This is a genomic window from Caballeronia humi (assembly GCF_001544475.1).
Lineage (GTDB): Bacteria > Pseudomonadota > Gammaproteobacteria > Burkholderiales > Burkholderiaceae > Caballeronia > Caballeronia humi.
In genome coordinates, this window is record NZ_FCNW02000011.1 from 79,787 (window position 1) to 106,474 (window position 26,688).

At 62.5% G+C, this 26,688-nt stretch carries 27 protein-coding genes and 1 pseudogene; 16 read left to right on the forward strand and 12 right to left on the reverse strand.

Annotated features, from left to right (window positions below; translation table 11 throughout):
- Positions 1–86: 86 nt before the first annotated feature.
- Positions 87–254: pseudogene (locus AWB65_RS37740) on the forward strand (biotin/lipoyl-containing protein); the annotation flags it as partial.
- A gap of 159 nt (positions 255–413) precedes the next feature.
- Entirely contained in the window at positions 414–2,156 is a 1,743-nt protein-coding gene (lpdA, locus tag AWB65_RS13470; RefSeq protein WP_327358026.1) for a dihydrolipoyl dehydrogenase, read from the forward strand.
- 130 nt (positions 2,157–2,286) lie between these two features.
- On the opposite strand, the gene AWB65_RS13475 is transcribed toward lpdA, so the two are convergent.
- Positions 2,287–2,862 carry a phasin family protein gene (locus AWB65_RS13475; RefSeq protein ID WP_087657161.1) on the reverse strand — a complete coding sequence of 192 codons (576 nt, stop codon included), beginning with the start codon at positions 2,860–2,862 and terminating at the stop codon, positions 2,287–2,289.
- 316 nt (positions 2,863–3,178) lie between these two features.
- On the opposite strand from AWB65_RS13475, the gene AWB65_RS13480 reads away from it, so the two are divergent.
- Positions 3,179–4,105: a histone deacetylase family protein gene (locus tag AWB65_RS13480; protein ID WP_087667631.1), complete on the forward strand. Its 927-nt coding sequence runs from the start codon at positions 3,179–3,181 to the stop codon at positions 4,103–4,105.
- A 47-nt stretch (positions 4,106–4,152) separates the two neighbouring features.
- Here the strand turns inward: AWB65_RS13480 and AWB65_RS13485 are convergent, their stop codons facing one another.
- The gene (locus AWB65_RS13485) at positions 4,153–4,362 is read right to left on the reverse strand and encodes a hypothetical protein (RefSeq protein ID WP_087667632.1); all 210 of its coding nucleotides are present in this window, start codon (positions 4,360–4,362) and stop codon (positions 4,153–4,155) included.
- A gap of 137 nt (positions 4,363–4,499) precedes the next feature.
- On the opposite strand from AWB65_RS13485, the gene pbpG reads away from it, so the two are divergent.
- Positions 4,500–5,696: a D-alanyl-D-alanine endopeptidase gene (gene pbpG / locus AWB65_RS13490; protein ID WP_087667633.1), complete on the forward strand. Its 1,197-nt coding sequence runs from the start codon at positions 4,500–4,502 to the stop codon at positions 5,694–5,696.
- 76 nt (positions 5,697–5,772) lie between these two features.
- Here the strand turns inward: pbpG and AWB65_RS13495 are convergent, their stop codons facing one another.
- Complete coding sequence (locus AWB65_RS13495) at positions 5,773–6,570, reverse strand: IclR family transcriptional regulator (RefSeq protein WP_087657164.1); 798 nt, start codon at positions 6,568–6,570, stop codon at positions 5,773–5,775.
- 180 nt (positions 6,571–6,750) lie between these two features.
- Here AWB65_RS13495 and AWB65_RS13500 point away from each other — a divergent pair, with 180 nt between their 5' ends.
- The gene (locus tag AWB65_RS13500; RefSeq protein WP_087667634.1) at positions 6,751–7,473 is read left to right on the forward strand and encodes a (Fe-S)-binding protein; all 723 of its coding nucleotides are present in this window, start codon (positions 6,751–6,753) and stop codon (positions 7,471–7,473) included.
- Positions 7,474–7,491: 18 nt separating this feature from the next.
- Positions 7,492–8,904: a LutB/LldF family L-lactate oxidation iron-sulfur protein gene (locus AWB65_RS13505; RefSeq protein ID WP_087667635.1), complete on the forward strand. Its 1,413-nt coding sequence runs from the start codon at positions 7,492–7,494 to the stop codon at positions 8,902–8,904.
- Between the two features lie 61 nt (positions 8,905–8,965).
- On the opposite strand, the gene AWB65_RS13510 is transcribed toward AWB65_RS13505, so the two are convergent.
- On the reverse strand, positions 8,966–9,547 hold the full coding sequence (locus tag AWB65_RS13510; RefSeq protein WP_087667636.1) for a hypothetical protein: 582 nt from the start codon (positions 9,545–9,547) through the stop codon (positions 8,966–8,968).
- 258 nt (positions 9,548–9,805) lie between these two features.
- Between AWB65_RS13510 and AWB65_RS13515 the strand changes: the two genes are divergently transcribed.
- The 10 genes from AWB65_RS13515 to iscX all read left to right on the forward strand — a co-directional run bounded on the left by AWB65_RS13515 (position 9,806) and on the right by iscX (position 16,645).
- Entirely contained in the window at positions 9,806–10,045 is a 240-nt protein-coding gene (locus AWB65_RS13515; RefSeq protein WP_087667637.1) for a hypothetical protein, read from the forward strand.
- A 131-nt stretch (positions 10,046–10,176) separates the two neighbouring features.
- On the forward strand, positions 10,177–10,659 hold the full coding sequence (locus tag AWB65_RS13520; protein ID WP_087667638.1) for a low molecular weight protein-tyrosine-phosphatase: 483 nt from the start codon (positions 10,177–10,179) through the stop codon (positions 10,657–10,659).
- A gap of 121 nt (positions 10,660–10,780) precedes the next feature.
- Entirely contained in the window at positions 10,781–11,308 is a 528-nt protein-coding gene (gene iscR / locus AWB65_RS13525; RefSeq protein ID WP_087667639.1) for a Fe-S cluster assembly transcriptional regulator IscR, read from the forward strand.
- Between the two features lie 84 nt (positions 11,309–11,392).
- The gene (locus AWB65_RS13530) at positions 11,393–12,616 is read left to right on the forward strand and encodes an IscS subfamily cysteine desulfurase (protein WP_087667640.1); all 1,224 of its coding nucleotides are present in this window, start codon (positions 11,393–11,395) and stop codon (positions 12,614–12,616) included.
- 50 nt (positions 12,617–12,666) lie between these two features.
- Positions 12,667–13,095: a Fe-S cluster assembly scaffold IscU gene (gene iscU / locus AWB65_RS13535; protein ID WP_087657172.1), complete on the forward strand. Its 429-nt coding sequence runs from the start codon at positions 12,667–12,669 to the stop codon at positions 13,093–13,095.
- A 121-nt stretch (positions 13,096–13,216) separates the two neighbouring features.
- On the forward strand, positions 13,217–13,540 hold the full coding sequence (gene iscA / locus AWB65_RS13540) for an iron-sulfur cluster assembly protein IscA (protein WP_035937934.1): 324 nt from the start codon (positions 13,217–13,219) through the stop codon (positions 13,538–13,540).
- A gap of 91 nt (positions 13,541–13,631) precedes the next feature.
- Complete coding sequence (gene hscB, locus AWB65_RS13545) at positions 13,632–14,162, forward strand: Fe-S protein assembly co-chaperone HscB (RefSeq protein ID WP_087667641.1); 531 nt, start codon at positions 13,632–13,634, stop codon at positions 14,160–14,162.
- Between the two features lie 36 nt (positions 14,163–14,198).
- Positions 14,199–16,064 (forward strand): Fe-S protein assembly chaperone HscA, encoded by a 1,866-nt coding sequence (gene hscA / locus AWB65_RS13550; RefSeq protein ID WP_087667642.1) that lies wholly within the window; start codon positions 14,199–14,201, stop codon positions 16,062–16,064.
- A 27-nt stretch (positions 16,065–16,091) separates the two neighbouring features.
- The gene (fdx, locus tag AWB65_RS13555; RefSeq protein ID WP_087667643.1) at positions 16,092–16,433 is read left to right on the forward strand and encodes an ISC system 2Fe-2S type ferredoxin; all 342 of its coding nucleotides are present in this window, start codon (positions 16,092–16,094) and stop codon (positions 16,431–16,433) included.
- A 14-nt stretch (positions 16,434–16,447) separates the two neighbouring features.
- Complete coding sequence (gene iscX / locus AWB65_RS13560; protein ID WP_087657176.1) at positions 16,448–16,645, forward strand: Fe-S cluster assembly protein IscX; 198 nt, start codon at positions 16,448–16,450, stop codon at positions 16,643–16,645.
- Between the two features lie 88 nt (positions 16,646–16,733).
- Here iscX and AWB65_RS13565 read toward each other — a convergent pair whose 3' ends face one another.
- From AWB65_RS13565 to AWB65_RS13600, 8 genes are all read right to left on the reverse strand, one after another.
- Positions 16,734–17,447 (reverse strand): glycine zipper 2TM domain-containing protein, encoded by a 714-nt coding sequence (locus tag AWB65_RS13565; protein WP_087667644.1) that lies wholly within the window; start codon positions 17,445–17,447, stop codon positions 16,734–16,736.
- A 253-nt stretch (positions 17,448–17,700) separates the two neighbouring features.
- Positions 17,701–19,227, reverse strand: coding sequence for a lysine--tRNA ligase (gene lysS, locus AWB65_RS13570; RefSeq protein ID WP_087667645.1), 1,527 nt, complete (start codon positions 19,225–19,227; stop codon positions 17,701–17,703).
- A gap of 107 nt (positions 19,228–19,334) precedes the next feature.
- Positions 19,335–20,439 (reverse strand): peptide chain release factor 2 gene (prfB, locus tag AWB65_RS13575; RefSeq protein WP_125474126.1). Its coding sequence is split into 2 segments (ribosomal slippage): positions 19,335–20,357 and positions 20,359–20,439, totalling 1,104 coding nucleotides; the frame shifts between segments, so codons are not numbered across the junction.
- A gap of 95 nt (positions 20,440–20,534) precedes the next feature.
- Positions 20,535–22,241 carry a single-stranded-DNA-specific exonuclease RecJ gene (gene recJ / locus AWB65_RS13580; RefSeq protein WP_087667697.1) on the reverse strand — a complete coding sequence of 569 codons (1,707 nt, stop codon included), beginning with the start codon at positions 22,239–22,241 and terminating at the stop codon, positions 20,535–20,537.
- An 8-nt stretch (positions 22,242–22,249) separates the two neighbouring features.
- Positions 22,250–23,347 (reverse strand): regulator, encoded by a 1,098-nt coding sequence (locus AWB65_RS13585; RefSeq protein ID WP_087667646.1) that lies wholly within the window; start codon positions 23,345–23,347, stop codon positions 22,250–22,252.
- 197 nt (positions 23,348–23,544) lie between these two features.
- Positions 23,545–24,654 carry an acyltransferase family protein gene (locus tag AWB65_RS13590; protein ID WP_087667647.1) on the reverse strand — a complete coding sequence of 370 codons (1,110 nt, stop codon included), beginning with the start codon at positions 24,652–24,654 and terminating at the stop codon, positions 23,545–23,547.
- 111 nt (positions 24,655–24,765) lie between these two features.
- The gene (locus AWB65_RS13595; RefSeq protein ID WP_087667648.1) at positions 24,766–26,028 is read right to left on the reverse strand and encodes an FkbM family methyltransferase; all 1,263 of its coding nucleotides are present in this window, start codon (positions 26,026–26,028) and stop codon (positions 24,766–24,768) included.
- Positions 26,029–26,246: 218 nt separating this feature from the next.
- Positions 26,247–26,642: a hypothetical protein gene (locus AWB65_RS13600; RefSeq protein WP_125474127.1), complete on the reverse strand. Its 396-nt coding sequence runs from the start codon at positions 26,640–26,642 to the stop codon at positions 26,247–26,249.
- Positions 26,643–26,688 lie beyond the last annotated feature (46 nt).

Here is a 26,688-nt window from a genome sequence, read left to right on the forward strand (position 1 = left end):
GAGCAAAGAACGGCGCGTCTGCCGACGGCAGAACCGATCGCTTCGTTTGGCCTTCGGTTCTCTCCGCTTCATTCTTAGGGGACAACATGAGTCTCGTCGAACTAAAAGTACCCGATATCGGCGACTTCACTGACGTCGATGTCATCGAAGTCAATATCAAAGCCGGCGACGCCATCGAAAAAGAACAAGGCGTCATCACCCTCGAAACCGACAAGGCCACGATGGAAGTGCCCGCCGACGTTGCAGGCACCATCAAGGAAGTGAAGGTCAAAGCGGGTGACAAAGTATCGCAGGGTTCGGTCATCGCGATGATCGAGACCGAAGGCGCCGGCGCCGCCGCGCCCGCTCCGAAGGCCGAAGCGCCCAAGGAAGCACCCGCCGCGAAGCCCGCTGGCGGTGGTGGCACGCAGGACGTGAAGGTGCCGGACATCGGCGATTTCTCCGATATCCCGGTCATCGAAATCCACGTGAAGCCGGGTGACACCGTCGAGAAAGAGCAGTCGCTCGTCACGCTCGAATCCGACAAGGCCACGATGGACGTGCCGTCGCCTGCGGCCGGCACCGTCAAGGAACTGAAGGTCAAGATCGGCGACAACGTGTCGGAAGGCGTCGTCATCCTGACGCTCGAAGGCGCGGGCGGCGGCGCAGCACCGGCTGCCGAAGCCAAACCGCAACAGGCCGCGCCGCAAGCGGCAGCCGCGCCGGCTGCTCCTGCCCCGAAGGCCGGCAGCTACTCGGGCGCAGCTGACTTCGAATGCGACATGCTCGTGCTCGGCGCGGGCCCCGGCGGCTATTCCGCCGCGTTCCGCTCGGCCGACCTTGGCATGAAGACCGTGCTCGTGGAACGCTACGCGACGCTCGGCGGCGTGTGTCTGAACGTCGGCTGTATTCCGTCGAAGGCGTTGCTGCATACGGCGCTCGTGCTCGATGAAGCGAAAGCGCTCGAACACCACGGCATCACGTTCGGCGCGCCGTCGGTCGATCTCGACAAGCTGCGCGGCTTCAAGGAAGGCGTCGTCAAGAAGCTGACCGGCGGCCTGGCCGGCATGGCGAAGGCGCGCAAGGTGCAGGTGGTCAACGGCGTCGGTACGTTCGTCGATCCGAATCACCTGGAAGTCGCCACCGCCGATGGCAAGAAAGTCGTGAAGTTCGCGAAAGCCATCATCGCGGCGGGGTCGCAGGCGGTAAAGCTGCCGTTCATGCCGGAAGACCCGCGCGTCGTCGATTCGACCGGCGCGCTCGAACTGCGCCAGATTCCGAAGCGCATGCTCGTGATCGGCGGCGGCATTATCGGTCTCGAAATGGCGACGGTGTACGCGGCGCTCGGCTCGCAGATCGATGTGGTCGAAATGCTCGACGGCTTGATGACGGGCGCCGACCGCGATCTCGTGAAGGTTTGGGAGAAGTACAACGCGAAGCGCTTCGCGAACGTCATGCTCAAGACCAAGACGACCAAGGCCGAAGCCAAGGACGACGGCATCTACGTGTCGTTCGAAGGCGAGAAGGCACCGGCCGAAGCGCAGCGCTACGACCTCGTGCTCGTCGCGGTTGGACGCAGCCCGAACGGCGGCAAGATCGGCGCGGACAAGGCGGGCGTCGCGGTGACGGAGCGCGGGTTCATCAACGTCGACAAGCAGTTGCGCACCAACGTGCCGCACATCTTCGCGATCGGCGATCTCGTCGGCCAGCCGATGCTCGCGCACAAGGCCGTGCACGAGGCGCACGTCGCGGCTGAAGCGGCGCACGGCGAGAAGGCGTATTTCGATGCGATCCAGATTCCGTCGGTGGCCTACACCGATCCGGAAGTGGCCTGGGCCGGCAAGACCGAAGACGAGTGCAAGGCGCAGGGCATCAAGTATGGCAAGGCAGTGTTCCCGTGGGCCGCATCGGGTCGCGCGATCGCCAACGGCCGCGATGAAGGCTTCACCAAGCTGATCTTCGACGAAGCGACGCATCGCGTGATCGGCGGCGGGATCGTCGGGTTGAACGCGGGCGATCTGATCAGCGAAGTGTGTCTCGCGGTCGAAATGGGCGCGGACGCGACGGACATCGGCAAGACGATCCACCCGCATCCGACGCTCGGCGAATCGATCGGCATGGCTGCGGAGCTGTACGAAGGCGTTTGTACCGACCTGCCGCCGCAGAAAAAGAAGTAAGGTTTCGGCGCGGCAACGCAAAAACGGCGCACCTTTTAGGGGGTGCGCCGTTTTTTTATCGCATGAAGCGAAGTCCGAAGACACAAAAAAACCGGCCGAAGCCGGTTTTTCTGAGATTCAGGCAAATACCTTAGGCAACCGACTTCTTGGCGGTGCGGGTAGCTTGCTCGGTCGCTTGCGTAGCGGCCTTCGTGGCGGCCGTAGCGGCTGCGTTGAAGTTGCTTTCAGCGATTTCAACAGCTTGCTTCGTTGCCTTGTGAACCGTTTCGTACGTGGTGTTGGCGGCGGTGATTGCCGACTTCATCACGGCGACAGCCGTTTCCGAGCCTGCCGGTGCGTTCTTCGCGACGTTGTCGACGAGCGTTTGCACCTTGCGGTTTTGCTCTTCGTATTGCGCTTCAGCGACACGGGCGAATTCAGCTTGCGTGGCCGATGCGATTTCATACAGGTGACGGCCATACGAGAGAACCTTCTCGGCGACCGGCTGCGTCAGGCTGGCTTGCAGCGACAGCAGTTCTTGCGCGTCCTTGACCGACAGGGCGCGTTGCGTGTTTTCCTGGCTTTCTGCCAGCGTCGACTTCACGACTTGCAGGTTCAGTTCGACCAGCTTTTCGATGCCTTCGAATGCCTTGTTCGTCAGGCCGAAGAGCGTGTCGAATTGAGCTTTTTGTGCGGCGGCGATTTGTTCGGGGGTCAACAGGGTCATATCACACTCCTGAAATTCGACCCAGCAGCGCGCGGGTCGTGGTTTTGTGACGGATGCCGGAAATCCGGCTACCGGATGAAGCTAGTGCGATTGGTGCGTCGCAACATGAAGCTTATTTTAGCCAAATTCCTAAGCGTGTCAAGCGCTTTTTGTTGCGGTGCACAAAATCGTTAAGTTATTTGTTAAACAAAGGCTTATATGTGGGGACGGGCTCTCGGAACGAATACGGGAAAACCCGTATGCACCAAGATGGGACAAGGATTACAAGACTATTCCGATGCTACGATCGGGCGTCTGAGAACCTGCCCAGTACGTGATGAAAGCATTTTATAGTGACCGTTTCGTGTTGCCGCTCCCGGCCGGCCATCGCTTTCCGATGCAGAAATATCGTTTGCTGCGGGAGCGAGTGGAAGCCGAATTGCGCGGTGTGGCGCTGCACGAAGCGCCCATCGCGAGCGATAGCGAACTCGTGCGCGTGCATCGTGCGGACTATGTCGAACGGGTCGCGACGGGTGCGCTTGATATCCGCGAGCAACGGGAAATCGGCTTTCCGTGGTCGCCGGAGATGGTGGAGCGCTCGCGACGGTCCGTTGGCGCGACGATCGCCGCCTGCCGTGCGGCGCTCATCGACGGCTTCGCGGTAAATCTCGCGGGCGGCACGCATCATTCGTACGCGGCACACGGCGCGGGTTTTTGCGTCTTCAACGACGCCGCCGTCGCTGCCCGCGCGATGCAGTACGACGCGTGCGGGCAGGGCGGCCGCGCGCAAATTGCCATCGTCGATCTCGACGTGCACCAGGGCAACGGCACGGCGTCAATCTTCCGCGACGACCCGAGCGTCTTCACGCTGTCATTGCACGGCGAGTCGAACTATCCGTTTTCGAAGGAAACGAGCGATCTCGACGTCGCGCTCCCCGACGGCTGCGATGACGACGCCTACGCCGACGCGCTCTCCCGCGCGCTTGCGACGATGTTCGAGCGCGTCGAACCGATGCTGATCATCTACTTGGCAGGCGCCGATCCGCACGCGGGCGACCGTCTCGGCCGGCTGTCGCTGAGCTTCGACGGCCTCGGGCGCCGCGACCAGCTTGTGTTCGACGCCGGGGCGGCCCGCAACCTGCCGGTCGCGATAGCGATGGCGGGCGGCTACGGCCGCGACATCGACGACACGGTCGAAGTCCACCTTCACACGATTCAGCTCGCCGCCGCGGCCTGTGCCCGCCGACGCGGCGCGGCTTTTTAGGATGGCGCCGTAAACCAAACTTGTTCAAGGAACGTTAACATTTCGTCTTAGTCGAAACGCCCGTTGCCGTTCGGCGACACGCGTTCCAGCCGTTTCCGACAATCATCGATTGCGCGCGAAACGGTTTCGGAAACCGCAGAGTCGACATTTCTCTCAAGATTCAGAATTAATTGCCGATATGCCTGGAAAGCCCGCAAGGCGTCTGCGCAAATCGGCGAACGAATTTCCGGATCACGATCGTTTTTGACGATCAACATCCAGAACCTTATTGTGTTTTTGCAATCGAGGCTTACAACTCGGTTTAAAGAGCGTCGATAAGTGCTTAATATTGCTTAAATTTCGCAGCTTTACTACACTTGCGGTACTCTCACGCCGCTCCCAGAACAGAACACTAATGAAAACCGAAATGTTTTCGCCGCTAAAGGTGATGCAAGGCGTGGCGCTACGCACCGTGATGTCGGTCGCGGTGTCCGTCGCCGTGGCGACCTCCTTTGCGGCAATGCCCGGCGAAGCCTTCGCCAAGACCGCGGCGCAATCGAAAGCCACGGTCAAGAAAGCCAGCAAGACCCCCTCCACCGCAGAATCACCTAAAGCTCAAGGCACCAAAGCCGCCAAGCTGCGCGCGCCCGCGCCGGCCAAAGCCGCGAAAGTAGCCGCCGCGAACGACGACGATGACGCTCCGCGTGCATCGCGCAAACGCCGCGTCAGCTACAAGATGGACCCGCACAACCGCCGCAGCGCCGTGCACGCGGTCGCATACCAGCCGCGCACGCCGACCGTCGGCCAGGCGTTCGGCCTGCACGAGACGGCGGACAGCCTCGCGCTGCGTTCGAGTGTCGCGTACGTCGTCGACCAGAACACGCAGGAAACGCTCTTCGACAAAAATTCGCGCGCCGTCGTGCCGATCGCGTCGATCACCAAGCTCATGACCGCGATGGTCGTGCTCGATTCGCGCGAGCCGCTCACCGACGAACTCATGGTCACTGACGAAGACCGCGACTACGAGAAGTACACAGGTTCGCGGCTCGCGGTCGGCTCGGTGCTGAATCGCGAGGACATGCTGCATATCGCGTTGATGGCGTCGGAAAATCGCGCGGCAGCGGCGTTGTCGCGGTATTACGCGAACGGCCGCCCCGGCTTCATCGCCGCGATGAACGCGAAGGCGAAGTCGCTCGGCATGACCGACACGCACTTCGAAAACTCCACGGGCTTGACGAGCCAGAACGTATCGAGCGCGCGCGACCTCGTGAAGATGGTCAACGCGGCGTATCAATACCCGCTGATCCGCCGCTTCTCGACCGATACGAGCTACGACGTCTATACCGGCAAGCGCAACATCGCCTACCGCTCGACGAACGCGCTGATCCGCAATCCGACGTGGGATATCGGCCTGCAGAAGACCGGCTTCATCAACGAAGCGGGCGAGTGCCTCGTGATGCAGGCGAACATCAACGGCCGTCCGGTCGTGATGGTGCTGCTCGATTCGTCGGGCAAGTATTCGCGTTTCGCCGATGCGGGCCGCATCCGCTCGTATCTCGATACAGCCGGCGAGCCGCGCATCACCAGCGCCGACGCAGGCGGCGGCGCCTGATGTTTTAAGCCACCGCGCATAAAAAAGCCGGATTCATCGTGAGATGAATCCGGCTTTTCTCTTGGGAATACGCTTTTCAGCGCTGCTGTGAATCCGAGCCCTGATCCGGCCGATACCCGAGCGACTGCGAAATTTCGAGCGCCGTATGGCTCAACTGCTTGAGCCACGCGTCCTGCAGACGATCAGCCGGCGCCGACAGCGACAGTCCCGCCACGAGCCGCCCCGTATCGTCGTAAATGCCGGCGGCGATGCAGCGCACGCCCAGTTCCAGTTCCTCGTTATCGCGCGCGCAGGCCTGCTGGCGAACGAAGGTCAACTCGCGCTCGAGCTTCGCGAGATCGGTGATGCTGTTCTGCGTGTGCCCCGAGAGGCCCGTGCGCGTGGCGTAGGCGCGCACGCGCGAGGCTTCGTCGGCGGCGAGAAAGAGCTTGCCCACCGAGGTCAGATGCAGCGGCGCCCGCCCGCCGATCGCCCGCACGACCTGCATGCCCGAGCGCTCCGAATACGCGCGCTCGATATAGACGATCTCGTCGCCCTGACGCACCGACAGGTTCACCGTCTGCCCCGTCTGCCGGTGCAGTTCGCGCATCGGCGGCATCGCGGCTTCGCGCACCGAGAGCCGTGCCTTCACCAGGTTGCCGAGTTCGAGCAGCCGCATGCCGAGCCGGTACGTGCCTGGGTCCGAGCGGTCGACGAGCCGGCACAGCACCATGTCGTTCAGGATGCGGTGCGCGGTCGACGGATGCAATTCCGTGCTCTGCGAGAGTTCCTTGAGGCTGACGGGATCGGTGTGCGCGGCAAGGGCATCGAGAAGACGCATCATGCGCTCGATGACCTGGATGGAGGTTTTGGATTCCGGGTTCGTATCGCTCATCGTGGAAAATCGGTTGATGCGTCAAACAGCGGAAGTGCAATTGTATCTCATAATGTGAAAAAAGCGAAATTGAGATAGGGTGCTTCGACTTGAGCCGCTTCCGGCCCTTTTTCGCAAGCGAGGCTCGCGCAGTCGAGTTAATCGCGGATAATCGGCGAGAAATTCAGGAGAAAAATCCCCATGCGAGTCGGTTTGTTCGTCACCTGTCTCATCGACCTGATGCGCCCGGAGATCGGGTTTTCCGTCATCAAACTGATCGAGAAGGCGGGCTTCGAAGTAATCGTGCCGCCTGCGCAGACGTGCTGCGGCCAGCCGGCCTATAACTCCGGCGACCGGCCGCTCGCCCGCGATCTCGCCGAAAAGACGCTGCGCGAATTCGAGCAGTTCGATTACGTGGTCGTGCCGTCGGGATCGTGCGGAGGGATGATCCGCTCGCATTACGGCGATCTTTTTCGCGACGATCCCGAGTTGATGAGCCGTTACGCGCGCGTGCAGCCGCGCGTCTACGAACTGACCGATTTCCTCGTCACGGTCGCCAGGGTTCAGCTAGAGGCAGGCGTGTTCGAAGGCGGTGTTACCTATCACGATTCCTGCTCGGGCCTGCGCGAACTCGGCGTCAAGACGCAGCCGCGCGCGCTGCTCGCGCAGGCTGGCGTGCCGGTCACGGAGATGAAAGGCTGCGAGCACTGCTGTGGCTTCGGCGGCACGTTCGCAGTGAAATATGGCGCAATCTCGACCGCTATCGTCGACGAAAAATGCGCGAACATCCGCGAAAGTGGGTCGAACGCCGTCGTACTCGGCGATCTCGGCTGCATGCTGAACATAGAGGGACGCCTGCGCCGCACTGGCGACACCACGACGCGCGTGCTGCACATCGCGCAAGTTCTCGCAGGCGACGCCTGACCTACCGGAGCGGCGACGATGCAAGTTCAAACAATGCACTTCAAGGCTCGCGCGGGCAGCAAGCTCGCTGACGAGCGTTTGCAGCAGAACCTCACGAAACTCTCGACGAAATTCGTCAGCGCCCGCGCGAGCGCGATCACCGCGATCGACTTCGAAGCGACGCGCGCCGCGCTGAAGGAACGCCGCGATCGCGCGATCGAAAATCTTGACGTGTGGCTCGAAACCTTCGAGCGCGAGGCTACTCGCCGCGGCGCGACGGTGCTCTACGCGGAATCGACGCAGGACGCGGCGCGACTCGTCGCGGACATCGCGCGCAAGCACGTCGTGAAAAAGGTCATCAAGACGAAGTCGATGGTGTCGGAAGAGATGCAGTTGAACCGCGTGCTCGGCGAGATGGGCGTGCAGTCGATCGAGACGGACCTCGGCGAGTACATCCTCCAGATCAACGACAACGAGCCGCCGAGCCACATCATTGCGCCCGTCGTCCACAAGGACAAGGAGCAGATCGCCGATCTCTTCGCGAAGACGCACGGCAAGCCGCGTCTCACCGAAATCCCCGACATGACGCGTGAGGCGCGCCAGGTGCTGCGGCCGCACTTCATGTCGGCGGACATGGGCGTGACGGGCGGCAATTTCGTGATCGCGGAGACCGGGTCGGTAGCGGTCGTAACGAACGAGGGCAATGAAGGCATGTGTACGGTCATGCCGCGCGTGCACGTCGCGGTAACGGGCATCGAAAAGGTGCTGCCGACGCTCGAAGATCTCGCTACCGCGATGCGTCTCTTGCCCCGCTCGGCAACCGGGCAGACGATGTCGAACTATTTCTCGCTGCTGACCGGGCCGCGCGGCGAGGGCGAGCTGGATGGGCCGGAACATATGTACTTCGTGCTCGTCGATGGCGGGCGTACCGGGCTCGTCGGCGGGGAGTTTCAGGAGATGCTGCGCTGCATCCGGTGCGGCGCGTGCATGAACCACTGTCCGGTGTATCAGAAGATCGGCGGACATGCTTATGGTTGGGTCTATCCCGGGCCGATGGGATCGGTGCTGACGCCGGCTTACGTCGGCATCGATCGCGCGCTCGATCTGCCGCAGGCCGCGACGCTCTGCGGTGAGTGCAACAGCGTGTGTCCGGTGGGTATTCCGCTTTCGGACCTTCTGCGCAAGCTCCGGGAAAAGCAGGTGGAGCGGCGTTTGCGGCCGCGGAACGAACGCGTGGCGCTCGCCGTTTGGGGATTTCTCGCGCTGCATCCCGACTGGTATGCGCTATTCACCAAACTATCCGTGCGGGTTCTCGAGCGCATGGGCGGCAGCAAGAAGGCGATTTCGCGACTGCCGCTTGGAGGCGGCTGGACGAATACGCGCGACATCCCCGCGCCGGTCGGCAGGACGTTTCGCGAGCTATACAAGGCGCACCGGTCGCATATCGGCTGATGCGAAAAACCGCGCGAGACCTTTGGGTCTCACGCGGTTTTTTTCACTCGACACGACGTGGTCAGCCGCCGAAGGGGCCCGACTGACGCTGCGAGTTCCCCCTGCCACCTCCGTTCCCGCCGTTGCCTTGATTGCCCCCGCCATTGTTGCCACGCTGAGGAGGCGGCGCGACATTCGGACGGCTGGGCGCCGGCCCGCCGACAGCGACCGGAGGCGGCCGGCCGCCTCCGGCTTGCGGTCCGCCTTGTCCGCCGCCACCGCCACCGCCTGCTTGCTGTCCAGGTGGAGGCCCGCCGTGATTTCCACCGCCATTCCCGCCGCCGTTTCCACCCCCGCCGCCGCCACGGCCGTGATAATTGTCACCACCGTAGTAACCCCCGCCGCCACGACGATATCCAGGACCATCATCCCAATACCGGCGCGGCGGCGGCCCGCCGTAATACCCCGGCCCGTAATAGCTTCCTCCGCCGACATACACGCCCGACTGCACCACGGCGGGCGCGCCATACCCATACGCGGGATAGCCGGGATCGTAACCGGCCGGATAGCCGCCGCCGTAGGCGGGCGTGCCGTCCGGATAAACCGCGCACCCGCCCAGTAGGGCCGACGACGCGACAACAAGTCCTGCGACTGCGAGTTTCATGATGTTTGGGAACGAACGTTGACCGATTGGTTAATAAGACACCCGCCGGGATGCGGTGTCGCGAAAAGTTTGTAAGCCTTTATGACGGTCGGTTGGGATTATCTTCGCATCGACCGTGCCGCAAGGGCTTGTTGTTCCCAACGCAACATACCTTTGCTTACAGGTGTATTTATGAGATACGGGGAAACCCGTAAACTTCGAAGCGTCGACAGGTGCGCCTTTCCCTTTGGCCACGCGACCTAGAAGCAGGGGTATCCAATGAAAAAGACAATAGCGACCTACTGGCCCATCGCGATCCTCGTTCCGATCGCGCTTGCCGCATACATGCACGCGATGAACGCCGCCGAACCCGCGCCCGCGCCGCGCGAGATGACGACTGCCGCGACCGTCAGCGCCGAACTGGCGCGGGCGGTGTCGTTCGGTTACGTCGAGCCGGACGGCGACTGGATGCCCGCTAATCCGAAGCCGGGAGAAGCACCATCGGCACGCGTCCTCTAAGCGAGCCTGCATAGGCGAACAGGGCAGATTTTTCCGACTCTTTGTATAATTCGCGGCAACCGCAAGCAGGGCCCGATCGCACGCGGCCCGCGCAGTGCCCGCCCAACCGACGCCGCTTCCTTTCCAACCGAATGAACTCGATCGCCGTTTGCTTCGTCTGTCTGGGCAACATCTGCCGCTCGCCGAGCGCGGAGGCGGTGATGGTGCACCAGGTGGCGGAGGCGAAGCTCGGCGACCGGATCGTCGTCGATTCGGCCGGCACCGGCGACTGGCACATCGGTCAGCCTCCCGACGACCGCGCCCAGCGGGCCGCGAAACGCCGTGGCTACGATCTCTCGTCGTTGCGCGGCCGCCAGATCGCCGCCGCCGATTTCGCGCGCTTCGACCTCCTGATCGCGATGGATGACGCCAACGCCGCCGCGCTCGGCGAAATCTGCCCGCCGGAGCATCGCGACAAAATTCGTCTGCTGATGGAGTTCGCCACGCGCGACGACAGCCGTGTGGTAGTCGACCCGTATTTCGGCGGCGACGATGGCTTCGAGCGCGTACTCGACCAGTGCGAAGACGCCTGCGAGGGCCTCCTGAAGGCGCTGCGCACGCAACTCGCCGCCTAGAGGGCGTCGTCGGCGCGCCTTAAGTAACTTCCTATAGATTTTTTGGGATGGATACTTGACTAAAAGCGTAGGCTATTTATACTGGACGAAAATCCTCAAGTATTAGCGGTAGCCCCCAATTATGAGACTCACCACGAAAGGCCGTTTCGCCGTCACGGCGATGATCGACCTGGCTTTGCGCCAGGAGCAGGGCCCGGTGACGCTGGCCGGCATCAGCCAGCGCCAGCGCATCTCGCTCTCCTATCTCGAACAGTTGTTCGGCAAGCTGAGGCGTCATGAAATCGTCGAATCGGTCCGCGGGCCGGGCGGCGGTTACAACCTCGCGCGTCGCGCCGAGAACGTCACGGTGGCGGACATCATCATCGCGGTCGACGAACCCATCGACGCCACTCAATGCGGCGGCAAGGGCACCTGCGAAGGCACGAAGCAGCACGACGGCCATTGCATGACCCACGAACTCTGGGCAACCCTTAACCAGAAGATGGTCGAGTATCTCGATTCCGTGTCGCTGAAGGATCTCGTCGATCAGCAGCGCGCGCGCGAAGGCTCGCCGGCGGTGCTGCGCGACCGGCGCACCGAGAGCGCGGGCGTCGAAGCCGCGCGCGTCGTGCCGAAGGGACCCAATTCCGTTTTCAACCTGGCGGGCTGACACGGCGCGCTCGCTTTTCGGGTGCGAGCCCATGCGCCACGCGTCGACGACAACGCCATTTGACAGATTTATCCGGAGCGACAGATGAACAACGAGTTTCCCCACCTGCCCATTTACATGGATTACAGCGCGACGACGCCGGTCGATCCGCGTGTGGTGGACAAGATGATTCCGTTTCTGCGCGAGCAGTTCGGCAATCCGGCGTCGCGCAGCCATCAGTACGGCTGGGACGCGGAGCGTGCGGTCGAGGAAGCGCGCGAGAACGTCGCGGCGCTGGTGAATTGCGATCCGCGCGAAATCATCTGGACGTCGGGTGCAACGGAGTCGGACAACCTTGCGATCAAGGGCGCCGCGCACTTCTACAAAAGCCGTGGCAAGCACGTCATCACGGTGAAGACCGAGCACAAGGCCGTGCTCGATACCTGCCGCGAACTGGAACGCGAAGGCTTTGAAGTCACGTATCTGGATGTCAAGGACAACGGCCTCATCGACCTGGACAAGCTCAAGGCGGCGATCCGCCCGGACACGATCCTCGTTTCGGTGATGAACGTGAACAACGAGATCGGCGTGATTCAGGACGTGGCCGCGATCGGTGAGATCACGCGCGAGAAGGGCATCATTTTTCACGTCGACGCGGCGCAGGCCACCGGCAAGATCACGATCGATCTGCAAAAGCTCAAGGTCGACCTGATGTCGTTCTCGGCGCACAAGACGTATGGTCCGAAGGGCATCGGCGCGCTGTATGTGCGTCGCAAGCCCCGCGTGCGTATCGAAGCGCAGATGCACGGTGGCGGTCATGAACGCGGCATGCGCTCGGGCACGCTCGCGCCGCATCAGATCGTCGGGATGGGCGAGGCGTTTCGCATCGCGCGCGAGGAAATGGCGACCGAGAACGAGCGCGTTCGCATGCTGCGCGACCGGCTGCTGACGGGCCTGCAGGACATGGAAGAAACCTATGTCAACGGCGACATGGAACAGCGCGTGCCGCACAACCTGAACATCAGCTTCAACTTCGTCGAAGGCGAGTCGCTGATCATGGCGGTGAAGGACGTGGCGGTGTCGTCGGGATCGGCTTGCACGTCGGCTTCGCTGGAACCGTCATATGTTCTGCGCGCGCTCGGCCGCAACGACGAACTCGCGCACAGCTCGATCCGCTTCACGGTCGGGCGCTTCACGACCGAGCAGGACGTCGACTACGTGATCAACCTGCTGAAAGGCAAGATTGCGAAGCTGCGCGATTTGTCGCCGCTCTGGGAAATGCACAAGGACGGCATCGATATCTCGTCCATCCAGTGGGCCGCGCACTGAGCGCTCCGGACCGCGACAGACACACACGGAATACGAAAGGAGTTTGAATCATGGCATACAGCGACAAGGTTCTGGACCACTACGAAAACCCGCGCAACGTCGGCTCGTTCGGCAAGGACGATGACACCGTCGGCACGGGCATGGTCGGCGCGCCGGCTTGCGGCGACGTGATGAAGCTGCAGATCCGCGTGGGCGCGGACGGCATCATCGAAGACGCGAAGTTCAAGACGTATGGCTGCGGCTCGGCGATCGCGTCCAGCTCGCTCGTGACCGAGTGGGTGAAGGGCAAGACGCTGGATCAGGCGCTCACCATCAAGAACACGCAGATCGCCGAAGAACTGGCGCTGCCGCCGGTGAAGATCCACTGCTCGATCCTCGCGGAAGACGCGATCAAGGCAGCGGTCGCCGACTACAAGCAGCGTCACGGCGCGGCGGCTCCGGAAGCGGCATCGGCCGAAGCGAAGCAGCACGCAGCGTAATGAGTGGACGGGTCTGCCAGGCGGCAAACCCTTGATCGATGCTTAAAGCAAGGCCGCAGCTTGCGACCGCGCAGCCCGAAAGGGGCGAGCGGCGGACGAGCGGCTGCGAGAACAAGAGACTATGGCAATCACGTTGACGGATAAGGCAGCACAGCACGTGCAGAAGTATCTGGCGCGACGCGGCAAGGGCGTCGGCCTGCGTCTGGGCGTGCGCACGACGGGCTGCTCGGGCCTCGCGTACAAGCTCGAGTATGTCGATGAACTCGCGCCGGAAGACCAGGTGTTCGAGTCGGCGGGTGTGAAGATCATCATCGATCCGAAGAGCCTCGCCTATCTCGATGGCACCGAGCTCGACTTCGCGCGAGAAGGCTTGAACGAAGGCTTCCGCTTCAACAATCCGAACGCGAAAGACGAGTGCGGCTGCGGCGAGTCGTTTCGCGTTTGACGCCGGGAGTACCGGCCAAAGAGGCGGCATGTGCCGCCTTTTTCTTTCGTGGTCCCGCATCGTTTAAAGCATCCGGCTCACTGGGTAAATCATGGCAACGCTCAACGACAGCCACTTCGACCTGTTCCATCTGCCGCCGGTCTACGCCGTCGATCAACCCACGCTCGACGACGCCTATCGCACCGTGCAGGCGCAGGTGCATCCCGACCGCTTCGCCGCGGCCGGTGACGCGCAGCGCCGCATCGCGATGCAATGGGCGACGCGCGCGAACGAGGCATACCAGACGCTGCGCGATCCGTTGAAGCGCGCGCGCTACATGCTGGCGCTGCGCGGCGTCGATGTTGGCGCGGAGAACAACACGGCGATGGAACCCGCGTTCCTGATGCAGCAGATGGAATGGCGCGAGAGCATCGAGGACGCGGCCGCCGCGAAGAATCTCGGCGCGCTCGAAGCGCTGCTCGACGAACTGCGCGACGAAGAGCGCATCCGCTTCGACAAGCTCGCGGCGCTGATCGACAGCCATTCGGACCAGGCGGCGGGCGAAGCCGTGCGCCAGTTGATGTTCATCGAGCGCGTGGCGAGCGAGACCGGCGCGCAGATCGAAAAGCTCGAACACGCGTGAGCGCGGCTTGCGCGAATAACCCCCACTAAAACAACGATGGCTTTACTGCAAATATCAGAACCCGGCATGGCGCCCGCGCCGCATCAGCGGCGCGTGGCGATCGGCATCGATCTCGGGACGACCAACTCGCTGGTCGCCGCCGTGCGCAACAGCGTGCCCGAAGTTCTGCCCGACGAGGACGGCCACGTGCTGCTGCCGTCCGTTGTGCGTTATCTCGAGAAGGGCGGGCGGCGGATCGGCCGGATCGCGAAGGACGAAGCGGCAATCGATCCGCTCAATACGATCGTGTCGGTCAAGCGCTTCATGGGACGCGGCAAGAGCGAGGTGGAAGGAGCGGAGAACGCGCCGTACGACTTCATCGACGCGCCCGGCATGGTGCAGATCCAGACCATCGACGGCGTGAAGAGCCCGGTCGAGGTATCGGCGGAGATTCTGGCGACGCTGCGCTACCGCGCGGAAGATACGCTCGGCGACGATCTCGTCGGCGCGGTGATCACGGTGCCCGCCTATTTCGACGAAGCGCAGCGCCAGGCGACGAAGGACGCCGCGCGGCTCGCCGGCCTGAACGTGCTGCGACTTCTCAACGAACCGACCGCGGCGGCGATTGCCTACGGGTTGGATAACGCGTCGGAAGGGCTGTACGCCGTGTACGACCTGGGCGGCGGCACCTTCGACCTGTCGATTCTGAAGCTCACCAAGGGCGTCTTCGAAGTGCTCGCGGCGGGCGGCGATTCCGCGCTCGGCGGCGACGATTTCGACGCCGTGCTGTATCGGCACGCCGTGGCCGAGGCGGGTCTCCAGGTGAACACGGCCGAGGACGTGCGCCTTCTGCTCGACCGTGTGCGTTCGGCGAAGGAAGCACTTTCGGAAGCATCCGAAACGCGCCTCGACGTGACGCTGTCGGACGGCAAGCACATCGACATCACGATCACCGAAACGCAATTCGCGACGCTCACCGACGCGCTCGTCGCCCGCACGCTCACGCCGACGCGCAAGGCGCTGCGCGACGCCAGAGTCGCACCGGCGGACATCAAGGGCGTCGTGCTCGTCGGCGGCGCGACGCGCATGCCGGTGATCCGGCGCGCGGTCGAGCAGTATTTCGGCCAGCCGCCGCTCACGAATCTCGATCCGGATCAGGTCGTGGCGCTCGGCGCCGCGATCCAGGCCGACCTGCTCGCGGGAAACCGTCGCGGCGAAGGCGACGAATGGCTGCTGCTCGACGTGATCCCGCTGTCGCTCGGCGTCGAAACGATGGGTGGCCTGACCGAAAAGATCATCCCGCGCAATTCGACGATTCCCGTCGCGCGCGCGCAGGATTTCACGACGTTCAAGGACGGCCAGACCGCGATGGCGATCCACGTCGTGCAGGGCGAGCGCGAACTCGTCGCCGATTGCCGGTCGCTCGCGCGCTTCGAGCTGCGCGGCATCCCGCCGATGGCGGCGGGCGCGGCGCGCATCCGCGTGACATATCAGGTCGACGCGGACGGTTTGCTGTCCGTCTTCGCGCGTGAACAGGAATCGGGCGTGGAGGCGTCGGTGGTGGTGAAGCCGTCCTACGGCCTCGCCGACGACGACGTCGCCCGCATGCTCGAAGAGAGCTTCAAGACGGCCGAAGTCGATATGCGCGCCCGCGCGTTGCGTGAAGCGCAAGTCGATGCGACACGTCTCGTGGACGCGACCCAGGCGGCGCTGGAAGCCGACGCCGAACTCCTCGACAACGACGAACGCGCGCAAATCGACGCCCTCGTCGCCGAACTGGCTGCCGTCACGAGCGCGGACAATCTCGACGCGATCGACACCGCGACCAAGGCGCTCGCCGTCGCCACCGACGAGTTCGCCGCGCGCCGGATGAACAAGAGCATTCGCCGCGCGCTCGCGGGCCGCAAGCTCGACGACGTCTGATCGAACCATCGAATCTACGGAACACTCATGCCTCAAATCGTTGTACTGCCTCATGTGGAACTGTGCCCGGACGGCGCCGTGATTGACGCGGATCTGTCGAAAAGCATCTGCGACAACCTGCTGGATAACGGTATCGAGATCGAGCACGCCTGCGAGAAGTCGTGCGCGTGCACGACCTGCCACGTGATCATCCGGGAAGGGTTCAACGCGCTGGTGCCGTCGGAGGAAGACGAGGATGATCTGCTCGACAAGGCCTGGGGCCTCGAGCCGACATCGCGGTTATCATGTCAGGCGATGGTGCCGGCCGAAGAGGATCTGGTGGTCGAGATCCCGCGCTACTCCATCAATCACGCCAAAGAAAATCACTGACAGGAGAAACGCCCATGAAGTGGACAGACACGCAGGACATCGCGATGGCGCTCACCGATGCGCATCAGGACGTGGACCCGCAAAATGTGCGCTTCACGGACTTGCATCGCTGGATCACTGAACTGGATGGCTTCGACGACGATCCTCAGGCGTCGAATGAGAGAATTCTGGAGGCGATCCAGGCTGCGTGGATCGAAGATGCGGATTATTGATTTGCGCGGCGAGGTGTAGAGCAAGACGCGGCAAAACGGCGATTCCTTCAGGAATCGCCGTTTTGCTTTTCAGGCTTCGATTGAAAGATTATCCCGCGACAAGCGCGCCATTTTGGACGCGAACGCGTTGGCCTTGTTGAAACGGCGGTGCTTCGTGATAGGTGAAATAGCGAGTCTTGCCGTTTTCCATGTGAACGCGCACCGAGTAATCGGTTTCGCTGCGAATGTGCTTTTCGACGGAGTTGCCCGCGAGACCGCCACCGAGTGCGCCGAGCAACGTCATCGCGGTTCTGCCGTGCCCGCTGCCGAATTGATTGCCGACCACGCCGCCCGCAACCGCTCCACCCACCGCACCAATGCCTGTGCCGTGTCCTTCGCGCCGCACGGCGCTGATGGCTTCGACCGTGCCGCATGTCGAGCAGTACGCCGGCTTTTGCGCGTAAGAGGGCTGCGGCGCTTGTTGAGCCGCTTGTTGAGCCAGTTGTTGTTGCTGTTGTGCTGCGGCTTGCTGGGCCGCGCGTTGTTGTTCGGCTTGCTGCTGCGCGGCGGCCTGTTGTGCCGCTTGCTGTTGCGCCGCTTGCTGCTGCGCTGCCTGTTGCTGGGCCAGGTTCGGATCGACCGCGGGCTGAGTCGAAACTGCAGCCGATTGCGTCTGCCCATTCTGCGCGAGAGTGCTCGACGCTTTCGGGAAGATGCCGGTAATGGCGGCCGTCGCGGCGAGGCTCGCGACGATCACGGCGCCCGCAGCAGTCGCGACCAGCGGATGCAGGCGACGCGGCGTTTTATCGTTGATGTTGTCCATGTTTGACCTCCGTTTCGAGGCTTGATGTCGTTGGTAAGTAGTGTCGGGGAAAACGATCTGGCAGGCATTTCATTTTGTAACTAGTCCCTGCGCTACGTTTTACATTTACAAGCAGGATGAATGCCAGTGCATGTTCTGCGCGCGTCGCCGACTGAGCGAACCGTCGAGGTCTTACCGTTAGTTACAAATGCCCTGCAAAAAAAACGCGCACCTAGGGCGCGCGTTTTCGCTGATTTGCGGTGGTGAACCGGCGTCAGTCTTCGCGACGCAGATGCGGAAAGAGAATGACGTCGCGGATGCTCGGGCTATCGGTGAGCAGCATCACCAGCCGGTCGATACCGATGCCGCAGCCGCCTGTCGGCGGCATGCCGTATTCGAGTGCGCGGATGTAGTCGGCGTCGTAGTACATCGCTTCTTCGTCGCCGGCGTCTTTCTGGTCGACCTGTTTCTGGAAGCGCGCGGCCTGGTCTTCCGGATCGTTCAGCTCCGAGAAACCGTTCGCGATCTCACGGCCGGTGATGAACAGTTCGAACCGCTCGGTGATGCCGTCGACCGTATCCGACGCGCGCGCCAGCGGCGACACCTCGATCGGATAGTCGATGATGAAAGTCGGCTCCCACAATTGCGACTCGGCCGTTTCCTCGAAGAGTGCGAGTTGCAACGCGCCGACGCCCGCGTTGAGAAACTGCGGCTGTCCCGCATCGACGCCGAATTTCTTCAGTTCCGTACGCAAAAACGCGCTATCGGCGAGTTGCCCGGTGGTGTACTGCGGCGCGAATTTCTGAATTGCCTGAACGATCGTCAAGCGATGGAACGGCTTGCCGAGATCGAGTTCGCGGCCCTGATAAGTAATCGACGCCGTGCCGCGCGCGTCGATCGCGGCCTCGCGGATCAGCGCTTCGGTGAAGTCCATCAGCCACTGGTAATCCGTGTACGCGGCGTAGAACTCCATCATCGTGAATTCCGGATTGTGACGCGGCGACACGCCTTCGTTCCGGAAATTGCGGTTGATCTCGAACACGCGCTCGAAGCCGCCGACGATCAGCCGCTTCAGGTAAAGCTCGGGCGCGATGCGCAGGAACATCTGCATGTCGAGCGCGTTGTGATGCGTGACGAAGGGCTTGGCCGCCGCGCCGCCGGGAATCGGATGCAGCATTGGCGTTTCGACTTCCATGAAGTTCGCGCGCGCCATGAAATTGCGGATCGACGTGAACGCCTTCGTGCGCGCGATGAACGTCTGGCGCGCTTCCGGCGTGACGATCAGATCGACGTAGCGCTGGCGATAGCGCATTTCCTGGTCGGCCAGCCCGTGGAACTTGTCCGGCAGCGGGCGAAGCGCCTTCGACAGCAGCCGCAATTCCGTGCAACGCACCGACAATTCCCCCTTGTTCGTGCGAAACAGCACGCCTTTCGCCGCGACGATGTCGCCCAGGTCCCACTTCTTGAACGCGTCGTAGACTTCCGCGCCGACGTCCGCCGGCGTGATGAAGAACTGGATCTGGCCGCTGCCGTCCTGCACGGTCGCGAAGCTCGCCTTGCCCATCACGCGCTTCAGCATCATCCGGCCGGCAAGCGCCACCTGAAGCGGATTGGCTTCGAGCGCTTCCTTGTCGGACTCGGCATATTCGGATTGCAGCGCGGCGGCCTTATGCGTCGGACGGAAATCGTTCGGATACGCGATGCCTTGCTCGCGCAGCGCGCGCAGTTTCTCGCGACGCTCGGCGACGATCTGGTTTTCTTCCAGTTCGGGAGCGGCGCTCGTCTGGGTCGGTTCGGTCATGTTGGTTGGCTTTGAATTCGGTTGGGCGGTGGCGCGGCGTGCGAGCCGGGCAGTGCGCCTGCTGAAAATGACGCGGCGCGGCTTTGAATCAGCCGCGCCGCTTGCGCTTACACGCCCTGTTTCAGGCTGGCGCTGATGAAGTCGTCGAGATCGCCGTCGAGCACAGCCTTCGTGTTGCTGATTTCGACGTTGGTGCGCAGATCCTTGATGCGGCTGTTGTCGAGCACGTAGGAGCGGATCTGGTGGCCCCAGCCCACGTCCGTCTTGCTCGATTCGAGCTTGTCCTGTTCGACCTGGCGCTTGCGCATTTCGAACTCGTAGAGCTTCGCCTTCAACATTTGCATCGCTTCCGCCCGGTTGCGGTGCTGCGAGCGGTCGTTCTGGCACTGCACGACGATGCCGGTCGGCCCGTGCGTAAGACGCACCGCGGAATCGGTCTTGTTGATGTGCTGGCCGCCCGCGCCGGACGCGCGATACGTGTCCGTGCGGATATCGGCGGGATTGATCTCGATTTCGATCGAATCGTCGATTTCCGGGTACACGAACACCGACGAAAACGACGTATGCCGCCCCCCCGACGAATCGAACGGTGACTTGCGCACGAGCCGGTGTACGCCGGTTTCGCTGCGCAAATAGCCGTAGGCGTATTCGCCCTCGACTTTCACGGTCGCGCTCTTGATGCCCGCGACGTCGCCTTCGGATTCTTCGAGCACTTCGGTCTTGAAGCCCTTGCGCTCGCAGTAGCGCAGGTACTGGCGCAGCAGCATCGCAGCCCAGTCGCACGCTTCGGTGCCGCCGGCGCCGGCCTGAATATCGATGAAGCAGTTGTTCGGATCGGCCGGATTGCTGAACATCCGGCGAAATTCCATGTCTTCGACGCGCTTTTCAAGCGCGGCCGTATCTGTTTCGCAGGCGACGAGGGTTTCCTCGTCGCTTTCTTCGCGGGCCATGTCGAAGAGATCCTGCGTGTCGCGCAGGTCGTTATCGAGATCGGTGAGCGTCGTGACGACGCCGTCGAGCAGTTTCTTTTCCCGGCCAAGCGCCTGCGCGTTCTTGGAGTCGTTCCAGACGTTCGGGTCTTCGAGGACCTTGTTGACTTCTTCTAGACGCTGGGCTTTTGCGTCGTAGTCAAAGATACCCCCGAAGCTCGGCCGCGCGGCGGCGCAGGTCGGCGAGAAGGTTCTCGATCGAGTTGAGACGTTCCGCTTCCATGTTCGATCTTTTCGGCTTGATGAAAAGGGGAAATTATAGCCGATCGGATGTTTCTGAAGCGCGGGCGGGAGCGGCGCGGGGCGGCAGGGCGGCGCTCAGCCTGCCGCATGCTCCACGACCATCTGCACCCTAGCCACGCCGTTCCACGTATCGCTGACGAGCCGGTATGCCACCATCGCTCGCGCGGGCAGCGTATCGACGTGGTTGAACCAGATCGCGTTGAAGCGCTGCCGTCCGCGTACGAGCTGTAGCTTCAGATGCTTGTCCTTCACCAGAGCCTGCGACGCCACGTCGAATTCGCCCGAAAACACCGGCGCCGGAAACCCTTGCCCCCAAACCGCCGCATCGATCAACTCTACGAATTGCGGCGTGAAATACGCGTCCTCGAGTTCGCCGTCCGTCTCCACGACGCGCGAGAGCGCTTCAGCCGTCAACCATTCGCGCCCGATCTTCTCGAACGCCGTCGTGAAGCGCGGGATGTCCGTGGTGGCGATCGTGAGGCCCGCCGCCATCGCGTGGCCGCCGAACTTGACGATCATCCCCGGCTCGCGCTTCGAGATCAGATCGACCGCGTCGCGCAGATGAAAACCAGGGATCGATCGCCCCGATCCCTTCGACAGCACGCCACTTTCGTCAGCGTGCGCGAACGTGAACGACGGCCGATGGAAGCGCTCCTTCAACCGCCCCGCGACGATCCCGATCACGCCCTGGTGCCAGTCAGGGTTGAAGAGCGTGAGGGTGGCGGAATCGGCGGGATCGATCGATTGCAGTTCGTCGAGCGCCTGCTGCTGCATGCCCGCTTCGATCTCGCGACGCTCGCGGTTGATCGAATCGAGCTGCTGCGCGAGTTCCCACGCGCGGCCGATGTCGTCGGTCGTCAGGCACTCGATGCCAAGCGACATGTCCGCGAGCCGTCCCGCCGCGTTCAGGCGCGGCCCGAGCGCGAAACCCATGTCGAAGCCCGACGCCACGCGCGCGTCGCGGCCGGCTGCGCGAAAGAGCGCGGCGATGCCCGGCTGCATGCGTCCCGCACGAATCCGCTTGAGACCTTGCGCGACCAGAATCCGGTTGTTTGGATCGAGCTTGACGACGTCCGCGACCGTACCCAGCGCGACGAGATCGAGCAGGCCATCCAAGCGCGGCTCGGGGTTCGCATCGGTGAAGGCGTTGCGGCGGCGCAGTTCGGCCCGCAGTGCAAGCAGCACGTAAAACATCACGCCGACGCCCGCGATGCATTTGCTCGGGAACGAGCAGCCCGGCTGGTTCGGATTGACGATCGCGCGCGCGGGCGGCAACTCGTCGCCGGGCAGGTGATGATCGGTGACGAGCACGTCGATGCCGAGCGCGTTCGCCGCTTCAACGCCGTCGACGCTCGCGATGCCGTTGTCCACCGTGATCAGCAGTTCGGGCTTGCCGGCCGGGCGTCGCGCCGCCAGTTCGACGATTTCCGGCGTGAGGCCGTAGCCGTATTCGAAGCGGTTCGGCACGAGATAGTCGATTTGCGCGCCGAACATGCGCAGGCCGCGCACGGCGACGGCGCAGGCGGTGGCGCCGTCGCAGTCGTAGTCGGCGACGACCAGCATCCGGCGCTTCTGGGCGAGCGCATCGGCGAGGACGACGGCGGCCTCGTCGCAGCCTTTCAGTCCGACGGGCGCATGCAGTTTCTTCAGCTCGATCTCGATCTCATCCGGCGACGACACGCCACGCGACGCGTACAGCCGCGCGATCACCGGATGCAGGCCGTGGCGCATCAGCACTTCGGCATCGGCGGGGGAAGAGGCGCGGGTGATGATTCGAGTCATGCTGTCGTTCATTCGATGAAAAGTGCGGCGATCGGACGGCGGCGCCAGAATTTGCGCAAGGTGCCGCGCGTGACGGTGAGCGTGACGGAGCCGGTGTCGCTGCAAAGCGTCATGCGCAGCGTGCCGAGCGAGCCGTCGTTCAAGGCGGCGAGGGCGGGCGCGAACCAGTCGGCTTCGAGTTGCTGAAGCGAGGCATTCCAGCGCGCCCAGTCCTGCTCGATGAAGGGCGCGGAGAATGGATCGAGTTCGATGAGCGTGCGGCCGGTGTCGCTGCTGCTCGACGCCAGCGCCGCGAACGACGTAGGCGGTGTCTCGGGAGAAAGACCGGAGGCGAGCGCGACGCCGCGCGTCGCGGCGGCATCGGACATCACGCGGGCGAACGGGCTTGTGACCGTGCGGTACGCGCCTTGTCCGTGCAGCCAGATCGAGTTGATCGCGGGCAGGCCGCGCGCCTCGCGCGACTCGTTCAGTGGATGCTCGAACCACGCCATCTGCACTTCGTTCTGCAGCTTCATCCACGCGCGCGAGCGCTGGCCGGTCTTCGCTTCGTGCGGCAGCCAGATTTCGATGTTGCGTCCGCTCGCCCGCAGCGGTGACGCGCCCGTCAGCGTGCCGAGGCTCGCGCCGCTGACGTACCAGCGCGTCGCGCGCGGCGCCTGGACGTCGACGTCCAGATCTTCTATAAGCGGCTTCACGATCTGGAAAAGCGTGCGGGCTTCGTCGTCGGAGACTTCGAGCGTCGCCGGGTCGATCAGCACCAGATGGTCGTGCGCGATACGCACGTGCACCGGCTCGATGCAGGCCCAGAGCGCATCGCCGGGCGTGCCGCCGTCGGCGAGGAGCATGTAGGGCGCGAGCGGTGCCTCGTCCGCCGCAGCCTCGGCCGATGCGTTCGCCACGCCGAACTGGCGCGCGATCCAGCGCTCGTGCGGCAAAGTGCGCTGAAAATCCTCGCCGATCACGCGCTCGTCGAGCGTCGCTCGGGCGAGCAGCTTTTCGAGGGCGGGCGTATCGAGGTTGTGCAGCGCGGTCGCGGCGTCCGCGGCGGCAGGCAGCGCGAACGGGAGCAGGAGGTGGAGGTCGTGAACGGGCATGATGGTGCGCATTGTAGGGCAAAGGCGGGGCAGTTCGAGCGAGGCGGAAGAGCCTCGGGCGTTTATGTCGCCGCCGGAACTGCGGCCTGCATCTTCGACAGGAGAAGCGCGCCGTTAAGGCGATGTAAGCGATGCAGCACCGCGGGCGTTTGCGTCGATAGTTCAGGCTAGGCGCAACTCAAATCGACAGGCGGCCAGCACGAAATCAATCAAACGCTTTGCCGCGAGATGCGTCTGCGCACGAGCGCTTGTCGAACCGTCTTCTGAAAGGGCACTTCGATGAAGCGGAAAGAGAGTTCGCCGCAGGTGGCGATCAGTGTCCCGCCCACTGCCACCGCGACCAGCACGTGCGGAATATCGACGGCCAGACCTACCGTTCGCACCATGATTTCCCTTGTGACGAGGAGCATCGGAAGGTGGCAGAGGTAAATCGAATAGGAGCGTTCGCCGATCCAGATCATCGGCGACAGCATCGCTGACCCGGAGTAAGCGGACCCTGACAGCCCTGACAGCAGGCACAGCAGCGCGCCCGCTGCGATCACGGGAACGACCAAGGGCTGCGGCAAATGTGGCGGGGCAGTGATGCACACGAAAACGCCGGCGATGAGTAAAACCGTCGCGATAAAACGCGGCAGGCGCAGCACCGGCAACGCGTCACTCTGACGAAGCGCGAGAAAGGCGAGTGCGCCGAGTGCGAACGCCTGAGGGCGGAATGCCCACATCACGGAAAAACTGGGCGCAGGAAACAGGGACATGATGGCGGCCGCGAGCAGCATGGTGGCAACCGCCCATCGGGCGCCGATGAGGCAGATCAACGCCGTCAGCACGGCATACAACTGCCATTCGAGCGATAGCGACCAAGTGACGCCGTTCAGATCTGCATTGCCGCAAGTCAGTCCGCCAAGCTGGACGCAATGCACCCAGTACGCGTTAGAGATGCCGGAAATTGCAGCGAGAGCGCCAGTGGCAACCTTGCCGACGTCGACGTTCGGGCTGGATGGCACGAAAGCCGCGATGCAGATTGAAGCTGCGCTCCAGAATGCAACCGCCGGGAAGAGTCTTCCCCAGCGCCGCGCCCAGAATGTGATGGATGCTTCGCGCAGCGAGGACGTCTGATGAATGTCCCTTAGAAACGAGTGGCAAATCAGGAAACCCGAAATCGCGAAGAAAATGTCGACTCCAGGCCAAAATGCAAAGTGATCAAACAGTTTCGCGTAGATGTCGGGAGTCGGAAGCCTGCTCCGGTAGTGCTGCATGATCACCAGCAGAATCGCTATGGCTCTCAGGCATTGCAGGTCGTCGTTTCTCTCGGATTTCATGTGCGCACAACTCGGCTCGGCGAACCTCGAATTCTAACAGCCGCCTCCGGGACGTTTCCTCACGGGAATTGAAGCGAAGGCTTGTTCAGCGATGCAACGTCGAACCATACCTCACCGCGCCGAGAAACGTGCTCGTACGCGCCGATAAGGAGCAAACAGACGCCACGTGCGCGAGGACCGGATTGTCGCCAAATCGGACTGCACGGTGCGCAACTGCGCTCCCTGATCCGCGATATGCGTGTTGGCTGCGAGGAGTTTTTGCCGCAAGACCGCCGATTGCTCTTCGGCCTGCGTGCGAAGGTATTGTTCGTCAGTGCAGATCCGCTGCGCCGTTTCGAGAGCGTGCTCGGCATCGATGCGAAGGCGCCGCTCATCCTCGAGCGCGCGCTTCGTCGCTTCATGTGCCTGCTCGGCGTGCTGAACGCGATGATCTGCGTCGAGCAGGTGCCGCTCGGTGGTTTGTGTTTGCTGCTCCAGTTTCGCGCGAAGCTTGCGCGCCAATGTCCAGAGCCACCGGATCGAAGAGGGTGGCGTCATCGATGATTCGCCGAGCGCCGCATGAACGTCGAACCACTCATCCGCGGGACCGGCGCTTTTTCCGTCCGCCGTACGAACGCATTGTCGAAATCTGAGCAACGCTTGATCGTAGTTCAGCCAGTCGCCGGCGAGGTCGAGTCCGAACACGCCTGAATCTTTCCCGGTGAATACTCGTTCGACGTGAAAGCCTTCCTTTTGCGTCTCCCCGGACGTGGACTGTTCCTTTGTTCGCTGAGGGACGATTTTGAATTGCCGATATCCCGCTTTAAATAATTCAGGGAGCGTGTGATTGCCGAATTCCTCGACCGATATGAAAGGAGGGAGATGCCGGATTTTCGCCAAATCAGCGAGTACAAGTTTGTCTCCACCCTCGATATCGACCTTCAAATATCTCGGAACGCCGAATTTTTTCACAAGAGATTCGATGGTGAAGCACGGCACATTGATGATTTCGTGACGCGTGTTGTCGCGACATCCGTAGGCCGGGTCGAACGAACTCCAATGATCGTTGTCCAGGTTGACGTAGAAGGGCAGTGTCGAGGCTTCCTTCCAGATGCCGATATTCAGGAGCGTAAGAGAGTCGTCGGCGATGGCGGCAGCGAACGTGACCTGCAACTGCGCGAATATGCGTGGATTGGCTTCCACGCCGACCACCCGAAAGCCCTTTTCCAGATAGAACGATGTGTCTTCCCCGGCATTTACGCCAATATCGAAGATCAGAGTTTCGTCGTGTGGATTTTCGTTAGACGGTTTGCTGACGCCGTTCCAGCCAAGGGCTTCGGATTTCCTGCCTTCGTCCGCCATTTCGCTTGCGAAGCCGACCTTTGTTTCGAACATGAATCGTCACCCGCTGATGATAGGTTAAGCGCCGAGAACACATTCCCGAAATATCGTTCCCCAGCCACCAAGCTTATATAAGCACGTTGCTGTCTTGGCAAGGCCGGTGGTCTGGTATGCACGCATGCAACTCGCGGACACACCGTAACCAGAGTCGGGCGTGCTTTGTACGGCTATCAGCAGTGACGCGTGCGACAGCAAGCGTCACTTTCACTGCCTCAGAAGATAAAGCGCAGCGCATCCCGGATGCTGACTTCACCTCTTAGCAGTCTGAGCGGTGCACGGAGCGGGCGCGTCAGTTTCCATGACGTTGAGCCGACCAGCCGTTCGATGACCTGATTGCGCTCGGCTATCGCAGCGCGAAGCTGTCGCACATCTTGATCGAGTTGCTGATAGGGGACGGTCGCGAGTGCATGGGACGGCAAAGACAGCATCTGAGTCAGTTCGGGGAAATTGACCAGATGCGACACCATTTCACTCATCGACCTGTTCCACTTCGACCGGTCCGGCTCAGTGATCGTATTTCCGCTTTGTCGAACCGAAATTCCGACGAAAAGCTTGTCGACTGCGATCGGGAAATTCTGATGAGAAAGCAGCGCAGCGAGGATCGTCATGAAATCTTCGTAATAAGTCACCGTGCTGTCTCGATAATTATCAACG

Excerpts from the sequence above, each read along its gene's own strand:
- AWB65_RS13475 (WP_087657161.1), bottom strand. The coding sequence starts at position 2,862 with ATGACCCTGTTGACCCCCGAACAAATCGCCGCCGCACAAAAAGCTCAA.
- AWB65_RS13600 (WP_125474127.1), bottom strand. The coding sequence starts at position 26,642 with ATGACGATCCTCGCTGCGCTGCTTTCTCATCAGAATTTCCCGATCGCA.
- AWB65_RS13590 (WP_087667647.1), bottom strand. The coding sequence starts at position 24,654 with ATGAAATCCGAGAGAAACGACGACCTGCAATGCCTGAGAGCCATAGCG.
- hscA (WP_087667642.1), top strand. The coding sequence starts at position 14,199 with ATGGCTTTACTGCAAATATCAGAACCCGGCATGGCGCCCGCGCCGCAT.
- AWB65_RS13530 (WP_087667640.1), top strand. The coding sequence starts at position 11,393 with ATGAACAACGAGTTTCCCCACCTGCCCATTTACATGGATTACAGCGCG.
- iscR (WP_087667639.1), top strand. The coding sequence starts at position 10,781 with ATGAGACTCACCACGAAAGGCCGTTTCGCCGTCACGGCGATGATCGAC.
- iscX (WP_087657176.1), top strand. The coding sequence starts at position 16,448 with ATGAAGTGGACAGACACGCAGGACATCGCGATGGCGCTCACCGATGCG.
- lysS (WP_087667645.1), bottom strand. The coding sequence starts at position 19,227 with ATGACCGAACCGACCCAGACGAGCGCCGCTCCCGAACTGGAAGAAAAC.
- AWB65_RS13515 (WP_087667637.1), top strand. The coding sequence starts at position 9,806 with ATGAAAAAGACAATAGCGACCTACTGGCCCATCGCGATCCTCGTTCCG.
- hscB (WP_087667641.1), top strand. The coding sequence starts at position 13,632 with ATGGCAACGCTCAACGACAGCCACTTCGACCTGTTCCATCTGCCGCCG.
- AWB65_RS13505 (WP_087667635.1), top strand. The coding sequence starts at position 7,492 with ATGCAAGTTCAAACAATGCACTTCAAGGCTCGCGCGGGCAGCAAGCTC.
- AWB65_RS13500 (WP_087667634.1), top strand. The coding sequence starts at position 6,751 with ATGCGAGTCGGTTTGTTCGTCACCTGTCTCATCGACCTGATGCGCCCG.
- AWB65_RS13485 (WP_087667632.1), bottom strand. The coding sequence starts at position 4,362 with ATGTTGATCGTCAAAAACGATCGTGATCCGGAAATTCGTTCGCCGATT.
- AWB65_RS13480 (WP_087667631.1), top strand. The coding sequence starts at position 3,179 with ATGAAAGCATTTTATAGTGACCGTTTCGTGTTGCCGCTCCCGGCCGGC.
- AWB65_RS13520 (WP_087667638.1), top strand. The coding sequence starts at position 10,177 with ATGAACTCGATCGCCGTTTGCTTCGTCTGTCTGGGCAACATCTGCCGC.
- AWB65_RS13595 (WP_087667648.1), bottom strand. The coding sequence starts at position 26,028 with ATGTTCGAAACAAAGGTCGGCTTCGCAAGCGAAATGGCGGACGAAGGC.
- fdx (WP_087667643.1), top strand. The coding sequence starts at position 16,092 with ATGCCTCAAATCGTTGTACTGCCTCATGTGGAACTGTGCCCGGACGGC.
- recJ (WP_087667697.1), bottom strand. The coding sequence starts at position 22,241 with ATGACTCGAATCATCACCCGCGCCTCTTCCCCCGCCGATGCCGAAGTG.
- AWB65_RS13495 (WP_087657164.1), bottom strand. The coding sequence starts at position 6,570 with ATGAGCGATACGAACCCGGAATCCAAAACCTCCATCCAGGTCATCGAG.
- iscA (WP_035937934.1), top strand. The coding sequence starts at position 13,217 with ATGGCAATCACGTTGACGGATAAGGCAGCACAGCACGTGCAGAAGTAT.
- AWB65_RS13510 (WP_087667636.1), bottom strand. The coding sequence starts at position 9,547 with ATGAAACTCGCAGTCGCAGGACTTGTTGTCGCGTCGTCGGCCCTACTG.
- pbpG (WP_087667633.1), top strand. The coding sequence starts at position 4,500 with ATGAAAACCGAAATGTTTTCGCCGCTAAAGGTGATGCAAGGCGTGGCG.
- iscU (WP_087657172.1), top strand. The coding sequence starts at position 12,667 with ATGGCATACAGCGACAAGGTTCTGGACCACTACGAAAACCCGCGCAAC.
- AWB65_RS13565 (WP_087667644.1), bottom strand. The coding sequence starts at position 17,447 with ATGGACAACATCAACGATAAAACGCCGCGTCGCCTGCATCCGCTGGTC.
- AWB65_RS13585 (WP_087667646.1), bottom strand. The coding sequence starts at position 23,347 with ATGCGCACCATCATGCCCGTTCACGACCTCCACCTCCTGCTCCCGTTC.